The sequence below is a fragment of the Streptomyces sp. NPDC001056 genome, assembly GCF_053598955.1.
Genome location: NZ_JBSFLI010000055.1, coordinates 16315 through 33335, shown reverse-complemented (window position 1 = coordinate 33335; position 17021 = coordinate 16315). Strand labels below are relative to the sequence as shown.

At 71.8% G+C, this 17021-nt stretch carries 14 protein-coding genes and 1 pseudogene; 5 read left to right on the top strand and 10 right to left on the bottom strand.

The window, feature by feature from the left end:
- Nucleotides 1–100: 100 nt before the first annotated feature.
- The gene (locus ACWDD7_RS35635) at nucleotides 101–490 is read right to left on the bottom strand and encodes an SH3 domain-containing protein (protein WP_392213171.1); all 390 of its coding nucleotides are present in this window, start codon (nucleotides 488–490) and stop codon (nucleotides 101–103) included.
- Nucleotides 491–865: 375 nt separating this feature from the next.
- On the opposite strand from ACWDD7_RS35635, the gene ACWDD7_RS35630 reads away from it, so the two are divergent.
- The 4 genes from ACWDD7_RS35630 (at nucleotide 866) to ACWDD7_RS35615 (ending at nucleotide 5530) form a co-directional block, all read left to right on the top strand.
- Complete coding sequence (locus ACWDD7_RS35630) at nucleotides 866–2020, top strand: NlpC/P60 family protein (protein ID WP_450460454.1); 1155 nt, start codon at nucleotides 866–868, stop codon at nucleotides 2018–2020.
- Between the two features lie 250 nt (nucleotides 2021–2270).
- The gene (locus tag ACWDD7_RS35625; RefSeq protein ID WP_450460453.1) at nucleotides 2271–2729 is read left to right on the top strand and encodes an Hsp20/alpha crystallin family protein; all 459 of its coding nucleotides are present in this window, start codon (nucleotides 2271–2273) and stop codon (nucleotides 2727–2729) included.
- Nucleotides 2730–3001: 272 nt separating this feature from the next.
- A complete protein-coding gene (locus ACWDD7_RS35620; RefSeq protein ID WP_392213168.1) occupies nucleotides 3002–3673 on the top strand; it encodes a CBS domain-containing protein in 672 nt (223 codons plus the stop codon).
- Between the two features lie 366 nt (nucleotides 3674–4039).
- A complete protein-coding gene (locus ACWDD7_RS35615; protein ID WP_450460452.1) occupies nucleotides 4040–5530 on the top strand; it encodes an AAA family ATPase in 1491 nt (496 codons plus the stop codon).
- A gap of 93 nt (nucleotides 5531–5623) precedes the next feature.
- On the opposite strand, the gene ACWDD7_RS35610 is transcribed toward ACWDD7_RS35615, so the two are convergent.
- Genes ACWDD7_RS35610 through acsA form a run of 5 tightly spaced genes read right to left on the bottom strand, consistent with a single transcriptional unit; the run spans nucleotide 5624 to nucleotide 11106 of the window.
- Nucleotides 5624–5869, bottom strand: a complete 246-nt coding sequence (locus ACWDD7_RS35610) for an acyl carrier protein (protein WP_351877166.1) — start codon at nucleotides 5867–5869, stop codon at nucleotides 5624–5626.
- On the bottom strand, nucleotides 5866–7233 hold the full coding sequence (locus ACWDD7_RS35605; RefSeq protein ID WP_450460451.1) for a 2-oxo acid dehydrogenase subunit E2: 1368 nt from the start codon (nucleotides 7231–7233) through the stop codon (nucleotides 5866–5868). Before ACWDD7_RS35605 ends, ACWDD7_RS35610 begins: the two co-directional genes overlap by 4 nt.
- Nucleotides 7234–7236: 3 nt before the next feature.
- Nucleotides 7237–8268 (bottom strand): alpha-ketoacid dehydrogenase subunit beta, encoded by a 1032-nt coding sequence (locus tag ACWDD7_RS35600; RefSeq protein WP_450460449.1) that lies wholly within the window; start codon nucleotides 8266–8268, stop codon nucleotides 7237–7239.
- The gene (pdhA, locus tag ACWDD7_RS35595; RefSeq protein WP_450460447.1) at nucleotides 8240–9319 is read right to left on the bottom strand and encodes a pyruvate dehydrogenase (acetyl-transferring) E1 component subunit alpha; all 1080 of its coding nucleotides are present in this window, start codon (nucleotides 9317–9319) and stop codon (nucleotides 8240–8242) included. The genes ACWDD7_RS35600 and pdhA overlap by 29 nt, the downstream gene beginning before the upstream one ends.
- Complete coding sequence (gene acsA / locus ACWDD7_RS35590; protein WP_450460446.1) at nucleotides 9316–11106, bottom strand: acetate--CoA ligase; 1791 nt, start codon at nucleotides 11104–11106, stop codon at nucleotides 9316–9318. Before acsA ends, pdhA begins: the two co-directional genes overlap by 4 nt.
- 328 nt (nucleotides 11107–11434) lie before the next feature.
- On the opposite strand from acsA, the pseudogene ACWDD7_RS35585 reads away from it, so the two are divergent.
- A pseudogene (locus tag ACWDD7_RS35585) lies at nucleotides 11435–11524 on the top strand (RNA polymerase subunit sigma); the annotation flags it as partial.
- A gap of 103 nt (nucleotides 11525–11627) precedes the next feature.
- Here the strand turns inward: ACWDD7_RS35585 and ACWDD7_RS35580 are convergent.
- The 4 genes from ACWDD7_RS35580 to ACWDD7_RS35565 are packed head-to-tail and all read right to left on the bottom strand — an operon-like array spanning nucleotide 11628 to nucleotide 16730.
- Entirely contained in the window at nucleotides 11628–12620 is a 993-nt protein-coding gene (locus tag ACWDD7_RS35580; protein ID WP_351877170.1) for a DUF5914 domain-containing protein, read from the bottom strand.
- On the bottom strand, nucleotides 12617–13648 hold the full coding sequence (locus ACWDD7_RS35575; protein ID WP_450460445.1) for a phytoene/squalene synthase family protein: 1032 nt from the start codon (nucleotides 13646–13648) through the stop codon (nucleotides 12617–12619). Before ACWDD7_RS35575 ends, ACWDD7_RS35580 begins: the two co-directional genes overlap by 4 nt.
- Entirely contained in the window at nucleotides 13645–15399 is a 1755-nt protein-coding gene (locus tag ACWDD7_RS35570) for a phytoene desaturase (protein WP_450460444.1), read from the bottom strand. Before ACWDD7_RS35570 ends, ACWDD7_RS35575 begins: the two co-directional genes overlap by 4 nt.
- Entirely contained in the window at nucleotides 15396–16730 is a 1335-nt protein-coding gene (locus tag ACWDD7_RS35565; protein WP_450460443.1) for a polyprenyl synthetase family protein, read from the bottom strand. Before ACWDD7_RS35565 ends, ACWDD7_RS35570 begins: the two co-directional genes overlap by 4 nt.
- Nucleotides 16731–17021 lie beyond the last annotated feature (291 nt).

Below are 17021 nucleotides of genomic sequence, written 5' to 3'. Positions count from 1 at the left end.
GCCTTGGGGAGGCGGCGCAGGGTGTCGGTGTCGATGCGGGGGGCGGTCATGGCAGGGCGCCGGGCTACGCCCCGGGGCCCCGTCGGCGTGGTGGCGGCACTCAGCAGTGGGCGTCGGCCGGCAGCCCGGCGTAGGCGTCCCCCTTGAGGTACACGGCGCTGGCCCAGCCCTCGGTGAAGCCGATCCACACGTCGTTGGTGTAGCCGTGGTCCTGGATGGTCTCACCGTGCGTCCAGCACAGGGCATCGTGGCGGGTCTGCCCGGCGAGGATCTTGTCGAAGGCGCGGGACGAAGTGTTGGGCTGCGTGCGGATGTTGACGGTCTCGTACGCCGTGACGCTGTAGGGCCCGAACGCGGCCGTGCGGCCCGTGGTCGCCGCTGACGGCCGGGCGGTGGCGGCCGTGGCCGGCCGAGCGGTGGACGCGAGGGTGCCGGCGGCGACCAGCGCGGTGGCGGACAGCGCGGTGGCGGCGCGAAGGAACAAGCGCATGGGGTCTCCAAGAAGTGAGGGGTGAGGGGTGAGCAGTCGGTCGGTGGACGGGGTGGCGTGGGGCGGTGCCGGTGGGGCGGATGCACGGTCACACGCACGTCCGGTCCCGGGGTCCCCGGAACGGGCTCGTTGCCGGCGCCGCCGCGCGCGTACACGGCGCTGGTCCAGCTCACTTGGCCGTTCCCCGACGGCTCCCGCCGGGCCGGCCGGAGAGGACGGCGGCGCGCACATCCAGGGGACGGCGGAGGGGGCCGGTGCGTATGAGCGGCCCCCAGAGCCCGCGGCATGTGACATGGATCACTGGAGCGGGGCGCATATCCGGGCGTCACGGCAGCGGTCTTCCCGGCGACGCACCGTCGACAGAGGATGTGCCCTTTGAACACCACCAGAACGCGACGGGCCGTCGGCCGGTCGTTGGCGACCGCCGCGGCGCTCGCCCTCTCCGCCGCCCTGCCCGCGACGGCACACGCCGTCCCGCTCGCTCCCGCGGCACAGCAGGCCGACTGCGGCGCCCTCTCCTCGGGTGCCTCGGCGGCCGCCGAGGCCGCCGTCAGGGCCGCGTGCAGCCAGATCGGCGTGTGGTACAGCTGGGGCGGCGGCCACGGCGCCACACCGGGTCCGACGTACGGCTACTACGACGGCTCCGACCCCGACAGCCTCCATGACAACGAACGCAAGGGCTTCGACTGCTCGGGCCTGATGCGGTACGCGTACTACCAGGCGACCGGAAAGGACCTGCTCAACGGCACCGCGGACGACCAGTTCCACACCTCGCACGCGGCCGCTCGCTTCTCGGCGGCGCAGGGCACCGCTCCCCTGCTCCCCGGTGACCTGATGTTCTGGGGCTCCGGCCACATCCACCACGTCGCCCTGTACCTCGGCGCGGGGCAGATGGTCGAGGCGTACGAGTCGGGCACCCACATCCGGGTGACACCGGTGCGCACCGGCGGCGACTACGCGGGTGCCGTCCGGATCGACGGCTCCGGCGCGGTCACGCCCCCGCCTGCCGACGGCGGTACGACGTTCGAGACCTGGGGGACGCAGGTGCGTACCCACAGCTCGCCGAGCGTGAGCGCGTCCGTCGTCGACACCTTCGCCGGGCCCACCCAGGTGTCGGTGCAGTGCCAGGAGCACGCCGAGACGGTCACCGCCGACGGCTACACCAACGACATCTGGTCCCGGCTGTCCGACGGCTCGTGGCTGACGAACATCTACGTCAAGGGCCCGGCGTCGCTGCCCGGCGTGCCGGACTGCAAAGGCTCCTCCGTCCCGCCGCCGAGCGGCGGCAGCAAGGCCTTCCAGACCTGGGGCACGGGGGTGCGCACGCACTCCGAGGCCAACGTCGACGCCGCAGTCGTGGACTACTTCCCGCAGCCGACCACGGTCAACGTGGTCTGCCAGGCCCACGCCCAGACGGTGACGGCCGACGGCTACACCAACGACGCCTGGTCGCGGCTCACCGACGGTTCGTGGGTGACCAACATCTACATCAAGGGCCCGGCTTGGCTGTCCGGCGTCCCCACCTGCTGATCCCGGCTCGGCGTCCGCGAGGACGGCGTTCCGCCGGGGGGCGGGCGGCCTTCGTCCGCCCCTTCGGAGCGCCGCCCTGCCGGCCCTGGTCGCCCCTGACGTCGCCGCACTGATCGGCGGCCGTCGAAGCACGCCCTCCTACAGCATCCGTGCGTGCCGGTGCGAGTCGCAGACCGGGCAGCCTCCACTCATGATGGAGAGCGAGAAAGTCACACGGCTTTTGGAGTTCATATCCGCGGAGGTGAGCCTCATGACTCTGCCCGCACGACACCGGCCCGGCCACCTGCTGGAGCGGGCCTACCCGCCGATAGCCGCCGAGTTCGATGAGTTCTTCGAGCGGATGAACCGGTTCCTGGAGTCCGCCGCGCCGTCCTGGACGGAGTCCACGGCCTGGGCGCCGTCGGCCGACCTGAGCGAGACCGACGAGGCGTACAAGATCGAGTGCGAACTGCCCGGCATCAAGCGCGAGGACATCAACGTCGAGGTCAGCGGACGGGAACTGCACATCACCGGGGAGCTGAAGGAACGCGAACGGGAAGGCGTCCTGCGCCGCACCACGCGCCGCACCGGGCAGTTCGAGTACCGGGTGCTGCTGCCCACCGAGGTGAAGGCCGAGGACGTGCACGCCACCCTTGCCGACGGCATCCTCACTGTCGCCGTCCCCAAGGCTCAGGCGGCCAAGCCCCATCACATCGAGATCGAGGGCTGAACCACCGCTCCCGCAGGGACGCGATCGGCGGGTCGGACGGCCGGACCTCGATCCGCACCCGCGCGACCACGTGGGGTGGCCGGCGGAAGGGGGCATGAGGATGGGCTGCGAGACTTCCCGCACGCTCCTGGCCGCCGTCGACGCCGCGCGGAAGATCCCCGACCCTTCCTTCGCGCCTCGGACCCTCTCATGGCGGCAGCGCTCGGTGAGGACGGAGAAGGGGGACGCGAGCCGGCATCCGCGCGATGCGCACGCAGGAAGGAACCGTCACGATGTCCGCCCAGCACAGCACCGTCGGCGAAGTGATGACTCGCGATGTCGTCACCGTCGGCCCTGACACCCCGTTCAAAGAGATCACCTCCGTCCTGACCGCCCATGGCATCAGCGCCGTGCCCGTGGCCGACCCACGTGGTGCGCTCATGGGACTGGTCTCCGAAGCCGACCTGCTCCGCAAACAGGCAGAGCAACCCAAGAAGCAGTACGGCGAGCGGGAAGAAGCCCCCGGATGGCCGCACGAGAGGGCCAAGGCGCGCGCGGAGAACGCCGCCGGGCTGATGACCGCACCCGTGGTCACCGCTCACGCCGACTGGCCGGTCGCCCAGGCGGCCCGGACGATGGACCACCACCGGGTCAGGCGGCTGCTGGTCGTGGACGAGACCGACCGCATCATCGGCATCGTCAGCCGCTCGGACCTGCTGCGCGTCTTCCTGCGCCCGGACGATGAGATCCGCGAGGAGATCCGCGATGACGTGCTGAAAGGGATGCTGCGACTGGGCGGCACGGAGGTGCAGGTCCAGGTTCACGACGGTGTCGTCACCCTGCGCGGCGAGGTCGAGAACCGCAGCACCGCCCAGATCGCCGAACGACTCGCCAACGGCGTGGACGGGGTCGTCACGGTCAGGCCGCTGATCGACTACTCCATCGACGACATGGTCGTCGCGTAGGACCGACCGCGTGGCCGGTGCGCGTCAGCGGACGGCCGACGGGCTCGTTCGGTGCCCGGGAACAGCCGGCAGCGCACGACGCACGCGACACGTCGGGCGCACCCGCGGACCGGGCCCGGATCGCACACGGATCGCGCGCAACCCCGCAGGCGCATCCGCCGCGTGGCGGGCCGCCGCAGAGAGGTCCGGCCCTGGCACAGCGGGACGGAACGGGACAGGAACTGACGGGCCGAGAGGACACGGGCGGCAAAGGAGGCGCCGTCAGGGCCTGACCTGCTGCTGCCCGTAGGTGGCCGCTCATGTCGCGGTGTCCGGCAATCGACGTTGTACTGGTGGCAGGAGCGCCGCCGAGCGAGGGGAGAAGTCGTGTCGCCGTCCGACGTTTCCCGTCCCGCGAAGCCGAAGACGGTTTTCGACCGCGACGCCGAGTGGGACGCGCTCGTCGCGTTCGCCGGTGACACCCGGCCCGGACCCGGCCTCGGCGTGGTGTCGGGACGGCTGCGGCAGGGCAAGACACACCTCCTGAAGTCACTCACCGCCGCCCTGGGCGGCTTCTACTTCGGAGCGCAGTCGGCGACTCAGGCCGAGTCCCTGCGCCGGCTGGCCGACGAACTGTCCCGGTACACGGGCACAAGGCCGCCGAGCCCCTGGCATGGCTGGGAGGAGGCCGTCGACGCGTTGCTCGCGCTGGGAGACCGGCGGCCCGTCCCGATCGTCATCGACGAATTCCCCGACCTCGTACGGCAGAGTCCCCCGCTGCCCTCCGCCATCCACAGCGCCTACCGGCGTCTGCGCGCGACAAACCCCGACAACCGTGCGCGCCTGCTGCTGAGCGGCAGCACCCTGCCGGTGATGCACCGGCTGTTCAGCGCGGCCTCACCGCTGCGCGGGCTGACCGACCTGCATCTCACCCTGCGTCCGCTGGACTACCGACAGGCCGCGCGGCTGTGGGACATCGACGACCTCAGCCTCGCGCTGCTGGTCCATGCCGTCGTCGGCGGAACGCCTGCCTACTGGGGCTACGCCGGGGAGCGCGCGCCCGCCGGGCCGGACGACTTCGACGCCTGGGTGTGCAGAACCGTGCTCAACCCCCGGACCCCCCTGTTCCTGGAGGCACATCACCTGCTGCAGGAGGAGACCGACCACTGGGACCGCGCACTGTGCCACTCCGCACTCGCCGCCGTCGCCTCGGGCTGCTCGACACAGGGCGAGATCGCGGAGCGCCTCGGCGCTCCGCTCACCGATGCCGCCCGCTGTCTGGCGCTGCTGCGGGAGAACGGTCTGCTGCACGGCGAGCCCGACGCCTTCCGCCCGAACCTGATCCGGCTGCGCGTCACCGAGCCACTGCTGGCCTTCGAACACGCGGCCGTGTGGTCCCACCGCTCGGCGCTGGAGCAGCAAGGCGGCGACGAGGTCTGGCGGCACATGCGTCCCGTCTTCGACTCCGCGGTGGTCGGCCCCCATTTCGCCCAGATCTGCCGGGACTGGGTCATGGACTTCGCCGACCCGGCCGTCTTCGGCGCGCCCCCCGCGACGGCCGCCTACGGCTCACTCCCCGACCCGGCGCGCGTTGCCGGCCCCGACGTGCAAGCGGAGGTGGTCGTACGCGGCCCGACCGACACGCGCCCCTCGGCCCTGCTGTCCGTGGGGGTGACGCGCTGGGACCAGGTCATGGACCTGCACCACCTGGAACAGCTCCGTCACCTCCTCGACCTCCTCGCCGCCCACGGTGAGGACGTCGCCCACACCCGACCCGCCTGCTACAGCGGAGTCGGCTTCACCTCCGCGCTCCGTGCGGCCGAGGACAACGGACACGTCGTACTCGTCGACCTCGACCGGCTGTACCGGGGACGGTAGCCCGGCGGCGGCTGCGAAGCAGCGGCGGCACTCGGCGGTGATCGGGTTCCGCCGGAACCCGCCTGTCGTGCCGCGCCCGGTCGACGGCGCCCGTCACTCGGTGCGGGCGACGAGAAAGTCGGCGCTGCCGGAGAGCGTGGTGAGGTGGGGGGTGTCCTCGTCGTCGATGCGGACACCGGTGCGTTCGCTGAGGATCTCGACGAGGCTGAGGAAGTCCAGCGAGTCCATCTCAAGGGCGTCTCGGAAGGTGTCGTCGAGGCCCAGCCCGGCCAGATCGGCGTCGGGGACGACCTGGGCGATCGACTCCTTGACCACGTCGAGTGCCTCGGTTCGGTTCACAGCTGCTCCGGGTTCTGCAGGAGGTGGTCGACGGCCATGAGGTAGTGCGCTCCGGTGGCGCCGTCCGTCGCTCGGTGGTCTGCCGACAGGGTGGCCGTGACGACGGGCCGTACGCCCAGCAGGCCGTCGACGGCGCACGGCCGGTCGACGACCCGTCCGAAACCGACCAGGGCGACTTGTGGCGGGTAGATGACGCCGAAGACCGCTTCCACGCCCTGATCACCGAGATTGGTGACCGTGATCGTGGGGTCGGACACTTCGGAGCTGCGCAGCCTGCCCGTGCGGGCACGCGCGACCAGGTCCTTCAGGCCCGTCATCAGCTCCCGGAGTCCGAGTGCGTCGGCGTCGTGCAGGGCGGGGGCGACGAGACCTCCACCGCGCAGGGACACGGCGACGCCGAGGTGTACGCCCTCGCCGGCGGTGAAGTGGTCATCGGCCCAGAAGCCGTTGAGCGCGGGCACCTCCCGGGCCGCCAGGGCGGCTGCCTTGAGCAGCAGGGCCGCAGGAAGTATCCGCTCGGTGACGGGGCTGCGCCGGTTGTGTTCGTGGAGCCAGTCCATCGCCGGGGCCATGTCGATCGTGGTGGACAGGTAATAGTGCGGGATGTCCCGGTTGGCGCGGGTCATCAGGGCGGCGATCGCCTGGCGCATGGCTGCCGTCCGGTCCTCCGGAGGGTGCGCAGGAGACGTCGGGGCGGCGACGTGCCGCGGGGGCGGGGCCGCGGGACCAGGGGCTGCCTCGCGTACGTCCGCGGCACGGACGGTGGCATCCCTGCCCGTGCCGGTCACCGTGGCGAGGTCGATGTCCAGTTCGGCGGCGAGCCGACGGGCGAGCGGGGTGGCCCGAACACGCGCCTGCCCGGCCGCCGTCGTGGCGACCGCTGCCCGCTCGACGTCGGTTCGGGTCAGACGCCCTCCGGGACCCGATCCCCGGACGGCTTCCAGATCGACGCCGGTCTGCTCCGCGAGGTGGCGGACCAAGGGGCCTGCCTCGATGTGCCCACCGTCCTGGCCCGCGGTCGGCGCGGATACCCGGGTCGGGGATACCGGGGCCGGCGCGGATACCGGGGCCGGCGCGGGCCGGACCGGCGGTTTCTCCTCGGCCTCCCCGGGTCTCCCGGCGCCCTCCGCCGTCGGCTCGATCAGCGCGAGCGGCGTGCCGACCGGCACCGTCGTGCCCGGCTCGACGAGCAGCTCCCCCATCCTGCCGGTCGCGAAGCACTCCACCTCGATCGCGGACTTCGCGGTCTCGACGACGGCCACCGGATCGCCCTTGTGAACCAGGTCACCGGGCTGTACGAGCCATTCCTGGAGTGTGCCCTCGTCCATGTCGGCGCCCAGGGAGGGCATGGTGAACTCGGCCATGGCTCAGTCCACCGCCCGGTGTGCGGCCGCGACGATGCCGGCGCTCTGCGGAAGAGCGGCTTCCTCCAGCCGCCGGGCGTAGGGGATGGGCACCTCCGCGCTGCACACCCGCTCGACGGGCGCGTCCAGTTCGTAGAACGACCGCTCGGCGATACGGGCGCACACCTCCGCGGCGAGACTTCCGGTGCGCCAGCCCTCGTCGATGACCACCGCACGGTGGGTACGAGCCACGGAAGCGGCGATGGCCGCGTCGTCCAGAGGCCGGAGCGTGCGCAGGTCGATCACCTCGGCGTCGACGCCCTCGGCGGCCAGTTGGTCCGCCGCGGCAAGGGCTTTGGGCAGCGAACCCCCGTACGTGATGAGGGAGATGTCGGTTCCGGGCCTGCGGATCGCGGCGTGGTCCAGGTCCACGGGGCCGGTGGGCGGGCGGAGTTCGCCAGTGAGGCCGTACAGGCTTCCGTGCTCGAAGATCAGCACCGGATCGGGGTCGGCGAGCGCCGGAGCCAACATGTGGCGGGCGTCCTCGATCGTCGCGGGGGCGAGGACACGGATGCCGGGGATGTGGGCGTACCACCCCTCAAGGCTGTGCGAGTGTTGGGCGGCGAGCTGCCGTCCGGCGCCCGTGGTCATCCGGATGACGATCGGTACGGGCAGCTGGCCTCCGGACATGTGCAGCAGGGTGGCGGCGTTGTTGAGGATCTGGTCCATTGCCAGCAGGCTGAAGTTGACCGTCATGATCTCGACGATGGGCCGCATCCCGGCCAGGGCCGCGCCGATGCCGGCGCCCACGAACGCGGACTCCGACAGGGGGGTGTCGCGGACGCGTTCGGGGCCGAACTCCTCCAGCAGGCCGAAGCTGACACCGAAGCACCCGCCGTAACGGCCCACGTCCTCGCCCATGAGAAAGACACGGTCGTCGGAGCGCAGGGCCTCCCGCATCGCCTCGCGCATCGCCTCCCGGTAGGTCGTCTTCGACTCTTCCGTCCCTCGGGCGCCCACAGCCGACTCACCGCCCCTGCCGAGCACTGGTGACATGGCGGAGGAGGTTCTCGACCGGCTCCTCGGGCGCCTTCTCGGCTGCTTCGACGGCGTGGTCGATCTCCTCGGTGATCCGCTGCTCGATCTGTTCGAGCTCCTCGTCGACCGGCCGGCCGTCCTCGCGCATGCGGTCCGTCAGCCGGTTGATCGGGTCTCGGACCTTCCACTGTTCGATCTCCGCTTTGTCGCGGTAGCGGTCCGGGTCGTACATCGAGTGGGCACGGAAGCGGTACGTGCGCAGCTCCAGGAAGTGCGGTCCGGAGCCGGCCCGGATGCCTTCGACGGCCCGTCGTGCGGCCTGCTCGACGGCTTCGACGTCCATGCCGTCCACGGCCCAGGCGGGCATGCCGTAGGAGGCGGCGCGCATGGCCAGGTCGGTCTGCGCGTGCTCGCGGGCGAGGGCGGTGCCCATGGCGTACAGGTTGTTCTCGCAGGCGAGCAACAACGGCAGGTTCCACAGAGCGGCGAGGTTCGCCGTCTCATGGAACTCGCCCTCGGCGAAGGCTCCGTCGCCGAAGAAGCAGCAGGTGACGTGGTTCTGCCCGCGCATGCGGCCGGCGAGGGCGAGACCCGCGGCCAGTGGGAGACCGCCGGCGACGATCGCGCTGCCGCCGTAGAAGCGGCGGCTCGCGTCGAACAGGTGCATGGATCCGCCCCGCCCCCCACTGCAGCCGGTCACCTTGCCGTACATCTCGGCCATGACGGCCTCGGCCGTGATGCCGCGGGCCAGTGCGTGGCCGTGTTCGCGATAGGTCGAGACGACCGCGTCCTCGGGCGTCAGCACTTCGTTGACGCCGACGGCGACGGCCTCTTCGCCGATGTAGAGGTGGACGAAGCCGCGGATCTTCGCGGCGCTGTACAGCTCGACGCAACGTTCCTCGAAGCGCCGGATGCGCAGCATCGCCTCCAGCAGGTCCGTTCGGTGCCCGGCGGCCGACCGGTCGGCAGGAGGCGCGGTCCGCGGACTCTGACCGCTTCTCGCCGTCTTCTTCGCAGGCTTCGGGGCAGGCGTGGCCTGCCGGGTGCGTGCGGGGCGCGCCACACTCATGCGGATCCCTCCAAGGTGGACAAGTCACCGACAGGTAGGCCGAGTTCACGTGCGCGCAGCAGTCGGCGCATGACCTTGCCGCTGCGGGTCTTGGGCAGGTTCTCGTCGAACGCGATCTCCCTGGGCGCGACGGCGGGGCCCAGCCGTCGACGGGCGAAGGCCAGCAGCTCCCGTTCCAGCTCCGCGGACGGCTCGATGCCGGGGCGCAGCGAGACGAACGCCTTGACCACGTTCCCGGCCACGGGGTCCGGCCGGCCGATCACTCCGGCCTCGGCGACCGCCGCGTGCTCCATCAGCGCGCTCTCCACCTCGAACGGGCCGATGAGGTGGCCCGCCGACTTGATGACGTCGTCGGCGCGTCCCACGAACCAGTACCAGCCGTCCGCATCCCGCCGCACCAGGTCGCCGGTCAGGTACCAGCCGTCGGCGAACGCGGCTTCGTACCGCTCCTTGTCGTGCAGATAGCCGCGGAACATCGACGGCCAGCCAGGGCGAAGCGCCAACTCACCGCTCGCGTCATGGCCTTCCACCTCCCGCACCTTGCCGTCGACGACCAGGGCCCGTCCGTCCTCGCCCTGCTGCAGTACCGCGGCCTCGATGCCCGGCAGGGGGCGTCCCATCGAGCCGGCCCGGATGTCGCAGGCCGCGAAGTTCGCGATCATGATGCAGCCGGTCTCGGTCTGCCACCAGTTGTCGTGCACCGGCAGTCCCAGCGCATCCCGGCCCCAGACCACGGCCTCGGGGTTGAGGGGTTCGCCGACGGAAGCGATGAAGCGCAGGGCCGACAGGTCGTAGGAGCGCGGCAGGTCGTACGGTCCCTCGCGCGGGGTCACGCGCATGAGCATCCGCAGAGCGGTGGGCGCGGTGTACCAGACGGTGACCTTCTGCTCGCCGAGGACGCGGTACCAGCGCCGGGCCTCGTAGTCGCCCTCGTCGACGACCACCGTCACGCCGTGGACGAGCGGGGCGATGATGCCGTACGACATGCCGGTGACCCAGCCGGGGTCGGCGGTGCACCAGTACACGTCCTCGGGGTGCAGGTCCAGCGCGTACGCGGCCGTGGCGTAATGGGCGACCACCGCCTCGTGGACATGGATCGCGCCCTTGGGAGTGCCCGTGGTGCCACTGGTGAAGTGCACCAGGGCCATGTCCTCGGGCGAGGTCGGCGGGATCGTGAAGGTGTCCGGGGCGGCGGACATCAGCTCGTCGAAGGAGACCGTGCCGGGCAGGTCCGCGGCGCCGGGCCCGACGATCACCACGTGTTCCAGGCCGGGCAGCGACGTCCGGCGCTCGGCCACCTTGCGGTGATAGAGGGCCGCGGTGGTGACCAGGACCCTGGCGTCGCCCAGGTGCAAGCGCTGTTCCACCGGGTCGGGCCCGAAGGCGGAGAAGAGCGGGCACAGCACGCTGGTGTTCTTCAGCGTGCCCAGCACCGCGGTGTAGAGCTCGGGGCAGCGACCGAGCAGGGTGAACACGCGGTCGCCGTGGCCGACGCCGAGCGACCGCAGGACGTTCGCGAAGCGGGACGTACGACGGGCCAGTTCGCCGTACGTGACGGTCGAGACGGTGTTGTCGCGGGAGACGCACCGCAGGGCGGCCTTGTCCGCGCGCCCCGGACCCGTATGCCTGTCGACCGCCTCGTACGCCATGTTCAGGCCGCCGGACGGCAGACCGGCCAGCGCGTCACGCGCCTGTGACCAGGTGAAATCGGAGCGAGCCTGTTCGTAGTCGGTGAGATGCGGCGTCACACGCGGCGCAGCGTCCTTGCGGATCGTCTCCCTCGGCATGAGGCGCTCCTCCCGACACCTGGCCTACGTCTTCAGAATCGCCGAGCCCCTCCCGGACCGCATCGCGACGGGCGTCGGCGACGACCGCGTCTGCCGGGTGGCCGTGCCATGGGGCCGGTGAATGACCGGGCCCTTCGGTGCGGTGGGGGCGACATGCGGGCGCGGGTGTCGTGCGAGAAGACGCCGTATGCTGCCCGCCGTTCGCATGCGGCCGATCCGCGGCTCGCGTGGCCCCGGATTACACGGGAATGTTCCGGCCTGCCACGCCCACGGGAGAAATATGGCGAAGGAATCTGTACACATCAGCATGAACCCATCTGCGAAACCCGAGGCGCTCGCGCCGCCGCTCGGCATGGTCAAGACCCGGCTGCGCGACGGACTCGTCCGGCTCCGTGACTGCCTGGGGGTGGCCGCATGACCACGGCCGATCCGCATGCTCTGACGGGCGCCTACGCGGTGCACGGGCTGGACGGCGCCCGTCCACGGCAGGGACTGACCGGGGTGGCTTGCGCCGCAGCCGCTCAGCCTGGAAACCGGCCAGTCGACCGTAGTTGCCAGCGGCGCTCGGCGTAGGCCAGGTCATCCCGCCACAGTCGGCTGGCTGCGGCGCGCGCCAGGGGACGCAGCAGAGGTGCGGCCAGACGTGCGGCACCGAACCCGGGGCGGTTCGAGGCTGCGATCACCGCCTCGATGACGGCGGTCCGCGGCCGGCCCGTGTCGTCCGCGCCAAGTGGCGTGGCATGGGTCTCCACGGTGGAGCCCGCGCCCTCACCCTCGGTGATGTGCATGACGACAGTGCGGGGTTCGGGGGCGGTAAAGACGGCGCGTACCGGCACGACCAGTGGGCCCGCCACCTTGAAGGACACGTCGACAGTGAGGGCGTCCGGGCCGTCGTCTGAACAGCCGGGTACGTTCACCACCGTCAGGTCGACGAAAGAGTAGGGGTGGAACCATGCCCCGTGCCACGGATCGAGCCGGTTGGCCATGATGTCCTCGGGCTCACAGACACCTACGCAGGTGTGGACGGCTGTCACTGCGCGCCTAGGATCGGGTCGCCGCGGTAGGACCGGTGCGTCCAGCGGCTCCTCGCCGCCTACCGCGTCCAGTCGTGTCCAGACGAGCACCCCGTCGTCGTGTACCGGCAGCGGCGACCAGCCTGCGTGCGAGCGGCCGTCCAGGGCCAGCCCGTGCCAGTGGCACACCAGCGCGCCGCACCGCACCGGGCTGTCGCGCAGCGGTGCCCCCATGTGCGGGCAGGTTCCTGGTCCGCCGACGAGGCGCCCGTCAGGCCCTCGCCACACCACGACCTCCTGCCCCGCCACGGTCCGCCCCAGCTTGCCGTCGCCCCGCAGGGTGCTGGAGGCGCCGACGACGTACCAGTTCCCTGACTCGCGACTCTGGGCCCGCTTCAGCGCGCCGGCGATCAGCCCGGGCCGCGCCTCGGGCCAGGTGGGCCGCTGATCCTGCCAGGGCACGGCGTGGCGGCGCAGGGACAGCGGTAGGCGGCGGTTCACGTGACCTCCCCAGCGGAGTGGTCGGCCGTCGCCGGTGGGAGCGCGGTTGCGGGTAGGGCACGGTTGTACGGGCCGTGTCCGGGTCTGGGTCTGGGTCGCGCGCGGAAGCGGGCGGCTGTCACCCGGACCAGCCCGTCGGCGGCGACCACCGCTCTGCGCCGCCGCTGTACTACCCCGCGCCGGTGCAGCACGGTGTAGCCCTCGCGGGCAATGGCGTCCAGGATGCCGCCGTACAGGACGGCTGCGGTGCGGATGCAGGGGCGCGACACCGGGTCGAGCAGTTCGACACCGGGCATCGCGGCCCGGTACACATTGCGGGTCAGTGTCTCGAATTCTCTGAGTGCGGCGGTGATCCGGCGGTCCGTTCGGCGCGTCGCGCGGCTCCAACTGAGGAGCGCCCGGTCGACGCCGTGAGCGGCGAGCAGGTCGGTGGGTAGGTAGATGCGCCCGCGGTCGAGGTCCTCGCCGACGTCGCGGAGGAAGTTGGTGAGTTGGAAGGCGACGCCGAGCGACGCGGCGTAGGGCGCGGCCTCGTTGCACGGCCCGACCGTGCCCAGTACGGGGAGCATCTCGAGCCCGATCACTGCGGCCGACCCGTGCATGTAGGCGCGCAGGTCGGCGTAGGTGGGGTAGGAGGTCACGACCAGGTCGGAGCGCATCGCGGCCATGAAGTCCTGGAAGTGAGCGGGGTCGATGGCGTAGCGTCGGGCGGTGTCGGCGAGAGCGTGTACCACCGGCTCGCGGCTGCAACCCTGTCGCAGTCCTTCCTCCAGTTCCTTCTGGAGCCAGGTCAGCGCTCGCGCTCGCACATCCGCTCCGGCGCCAGAGTGGAGAGAGTCGACGATGTCGTCAGCCCAGCGGGCGAAGCCGTAGAGGGCGTGCACGGCGGGTCGGCGCTCCACGGGCAGCAGCCGTGTGGCCAGGAAGTAGGTCCTGCCGTGTCGAGCGTTCAGGGCGCGGCAGCGCCGGTAGGCGGCGCGCAGCTCCGGATCGTTGATCTTCGCTGCGTCCAGCTCTCGCTCGGTCATCCTGCCCTGCCTTCGGTCGGGGCGGCCGTGGGGTTCTCTGGCACTTCGGTCTGCCTGGCGGCAGCCTCGGGATCCGGCCGGGAGACCGACGGCTCATGCACGGTGGTGGCCAAGGTACGAAATGCCTCGTCCACGCGCGGGACGGCCGGCGGCTTGCGCTCGACGGCTTCGAACACGGATGGGACAGGGCAGCTGGTGGCGGCCGGGGCGCCGGTCCGGTCGGGGAGAGTGGCGGTTGCGGAGTGACTCCAGCGGCTGCCGCCGCGTCTGGGTACGCCCGTGATCCGGGCCGCGGCCAGCTTTCCCGAGAGCAGCACGGTCGGCACGCCAACGCCGGGTGTGGTGCCGCATCCGGCCAGGACCGCGTTGTGGGTGCCCCGCACCAGGTTGCGCGCCCGGAAGGGCCCGGTCTGCGTGAAGGTGTGAGCGGCCGAGAACGGGGTTCCCGCAGCATGCCCTTGCGCGTGCCAGTCGGCTGGGGTGACCAGACACTCCTGCTCGATGGCGGCTCCCAGGCCGGCCAGCCCGCGCTGCTCCAGCTCGCCCAGCAGCTTGTCCCGGTAGCGCGGGCCTAGCTCGGACCAGGCAGCCGCGTCCGGGCCGATGTCGGTGTTGGGACAGGGCGCGAGGATGTAGTGCAGGTGGTGGCCCGGCGGCGCGAGGCGGGGATCGGTGGCGGTGGGGCGTGTGACGAGCAGCGAGGGGTCGCTCATCAGTCGTCCGGTGCGGGTGATTTCGTCGAACGTGGAGTGCCACGCCGTGCCGAAGAGGATCGTGTGATGCGCGAGCTGCGGCCAGGTCCGGTCCGTGCCGGCGTGCAGGACGACTGCGGAGGGGGAGTGACGTAGGCGCAGAGGTCTGCGCGGACGCCGTCCGAGCAGCCGGTACGCGACGGGCAGGTCCGGAGTAAGGACGACCGCGTCGCACGGGATGCGGGCGCTGTCGGTGACGACCGCCGTGATCCGCTCACCCGAGCGCTCCAGATGAGTCACCCGCTGTCCGAACTGGAACTCGGCGCCGGCTGCGGCGGCCGTGTCCGCCATCGCACGGGGAAGGGCGTGCATACCGCCCCGCGGGAAGTACACGCCGGCGACGGTGTCCATGTAGGCGATGACCGCGTAGGCGGCCAGCGCCCGCGCCGGGGGCACACCCGCGTACAGGGCCTGGAAGGAGAACACGCGGCGCAGCCGTTCGTCGCTCAGGAAACGGCCGATCTGCGGGTCCAGGCGGCCGAACCCGCCGAGGGCGGCCAGCCGGGCGAGGTCGGTGGTGAGCAGGCCGAGCGGTGAGTCGAAGTTGGTGTCGATGAACCGGCGCATTTGAACTCGGTACAGCCGCTGAAGCCACTCGCGCAGGCGACGGTAGCCCGCTGCCTCGGCCGCCCCGGCGAACCGCTCCACTTCGGCGGCCATCGCGTCCGCGCCGGTGTGCACGTCAAGGCTGCTGCCGTCGGCGAAGCAGGCCCGGTAGGCCGGGTGCAGGGGGATCAGCTCGACCCGATCGTTCAGATTCTGGCCGACGGCGGCGAACGCCTCGTCGGCCAGGTCGGGCATGGTCAGTACGGTCGGGCCGGTATCGATGCGGTATCCGGCCAGGTCGAGGCGCCCGGCCCGGCCGCCGGGCAGCTCTTCACGCTCGACGACGGTGACCTGGCGTCCGGCCCCCAGCAGGTGCAGCGCTGCCGACAGCCCGGCGAGGCCGGCGCCGACGACTACCACGTGATCGGTGGGACCGGGCAGGGTGCGGGTCACTGGTTGTCCCCCGCGCCGTGGTAGGCAGGAGTTTCGTACCCGCTGTCCCCGGGCCGCAGAGGTACGGCGGCATCCGTGCCCGGCCGCGCGCCGGCCGTGGCGAGCAGCAGACGGCGCAGCGGTGCTGCGGCCTCCGCGTCGAGCACGGCATCGTCGAAGTGCCGCAGTCCCTGTGCGGCGAGTCGGTCGAGCCTGGCCTGCACGGTGGCGCGTGCGCCCGTGGCGACCAGTACGTCGCGCACCTCGTCCAGACCCTGCTCGTTGAGGGCCGCGTCACCGAGCCACCGGTCGAGCACGGCCAGCGCGGCGCCGTCGCCGGCGGCCTCGGCGCGTGCGCGGGCGACCGCGGCCAGGTAGGTGTGCTTGTCCTCCCGGATGTCGCCGCCGCACGTCTTGCCGGTCTCCCGCGGGTCGCCGAAGACGTCGTCGAGGTCGTCGCGCAGCTGGAACGCCATGCCGACGCAGCGTCCGGCGCCGCACAGCAGGCGAAGCGTCGCATCGTCCGCGCCCGCCACGGTCGCCCCCAGGGCGAGCGGCCGCTCTACCGAGTACAAAGCGCTCTTGAGGCGGGCAGCGCGCAGCGCGCCGGTCAGGGACCGCGCCACCATCATCTGGCCCTGTACGTCCAGATACTGGCCTGCGACCATCTCCGTGCGCAGGTCGCCCCATAGTCGCCGTACCACTGCCCCTGGCCAGGGTGGCAGCGGCGTTTCCGCCACTAGATCGTCGGCCCACGCCAGTGCCAGGTCACCCGCGAGAACCGCCGCCGACTGCCCGAACCACTCAGCACGCTCGTCCCCTCGCCGGCCGGCAAACCTGCCGGACAGATCCGTGTGCAGTGCGGGCCGGCCGCGGCGCAGCGCCGCCCGGTCCATCACGTCGTCCTGGACCAGCGCGCAGGTCTGGAGCAGTTCCAGAGCGGCCCCGATCCGCAGGGCTGCTCCCGCGGGCATCGGGTCGCGGCCCGCGCAGGCCCGGAACGTCCACCACACCAGCTGGGCGCGCGTGCGCTTGCCGCCCTCCAGGGTGAAGCGCGTCACCGGTTCGGCCAGTTCTTCGGCGAACCGGGGATCCGCCAGTCGGGCGCGACGCAGGCGCTCTGCCAGCACATGGTCGAGCATCCGGCCGACGGCGCCGGGCACGTCCGAGTCGACCGCCCGCACTTCGGCAGGGCTGCCGGGCAGTGGCCCGCTGACCGCCCGCCACGCATCGGTCATGTCGTCTTCGTCCCGGTCACTGGCCGCCGGCCTGCGCGGAAGTGACGCCACGGGCGCCGTCGCGACCGGCGGCGGCGCCGTCGCAGAGCGGTCCTTCGCGTGGGTGAGACGCATCCCGGTTCCTTCCGTCTTGTCCGATTCCGTCGTTCCCATCACCCGTCTGTTCCAGCTCGGGCCGTGCGGACAGATGTGCCAGCGCCCCACGTGACCGGGACCGAGGGCGACCGCTCCTCCACCGTGCCGCCTGGGGCGCTCGGCTGCTCGCCGCCAGGGGGTGCGCTTGCATCCATCGGGGTACAAACTGCGAGATATCAGGCCAGACCATCCAGGAGCGGGCACCGGGCGCCCTCGGCTCGGAGTCCGTCACGCCGTAGGCCCCTCCGCCGGCAGCCGCGTACGGGTCGG

Excerpts from the sequence above, each read along its gene's own strand:
- ACWDD7_RS35575 (WP_450460445.1), bottom strand. The coding sequence starts at position 13,648 with ATGACCGAGCGAGAGCTGGACGCAGCGAAGATCAACGATCCGGAGCTG.
- ACWDD7_RS35605 (WP_450460451.1), bottom strand. The coding sequence starts at position 7,233 with ATGGCCGAGTTCACCATGCCCTCCCTGGGCGCCGACATGGACGAGGGC.
- ACWDD7_RS35625 (WP_450460453.1), top strand. The coding sequence starts at position 2,271 with ATGACTCTGCCCGCACGACACCGGCCCGGCCACCTGCTGGAGCGGGCC.
- ACWDD7_RS35635 (WP_392213171.1), bottom strand. The coding sequence starts at position 490 with ATGCGCTTGTTCCTTCGCGCCGCCACCGCGCTGTCCGCCACCGCGCTG.
- pdhA (WP_450460447.1), bottom strand. The coding sequence starts at position 9,319 with ATGAGTGTGGCGCGCCCCGCACGCACCCGGCAGGCCACGCCTGCCCCG.
- ACWDD7_RS35565 (WP_450460443.1), bottom strand. The coding sequence starts at position 16,730 with ATGCGTCTCACCCACGCGAAGGACCGCTCTGCGACGGCGCCGCCGCCG.
- ACWDD7_RS35600 (WP_450460449.1), bottom strand. The coding sequence starts at position 8,268 with ATGTCACCAGTGCTCGGCAGGGGCGGTGAGTCGGCTGTGGGCGCCCGA.
- ACWDD7_RS35620 (WP_392213168.1), top strand. The coding sequence starts at position 3,002 with ATGTCCGCCCAGCACAGCACCGTCGGCGAAGTGATGACTCGCGATGTC.
- acsA (WP_450460446.1), bottom strand. The coding sequence starts at position 11,106 with ATGCCGAGGGAGACGATCCGCAAGGACGCTGCGCCGCGTGTGACGCCG.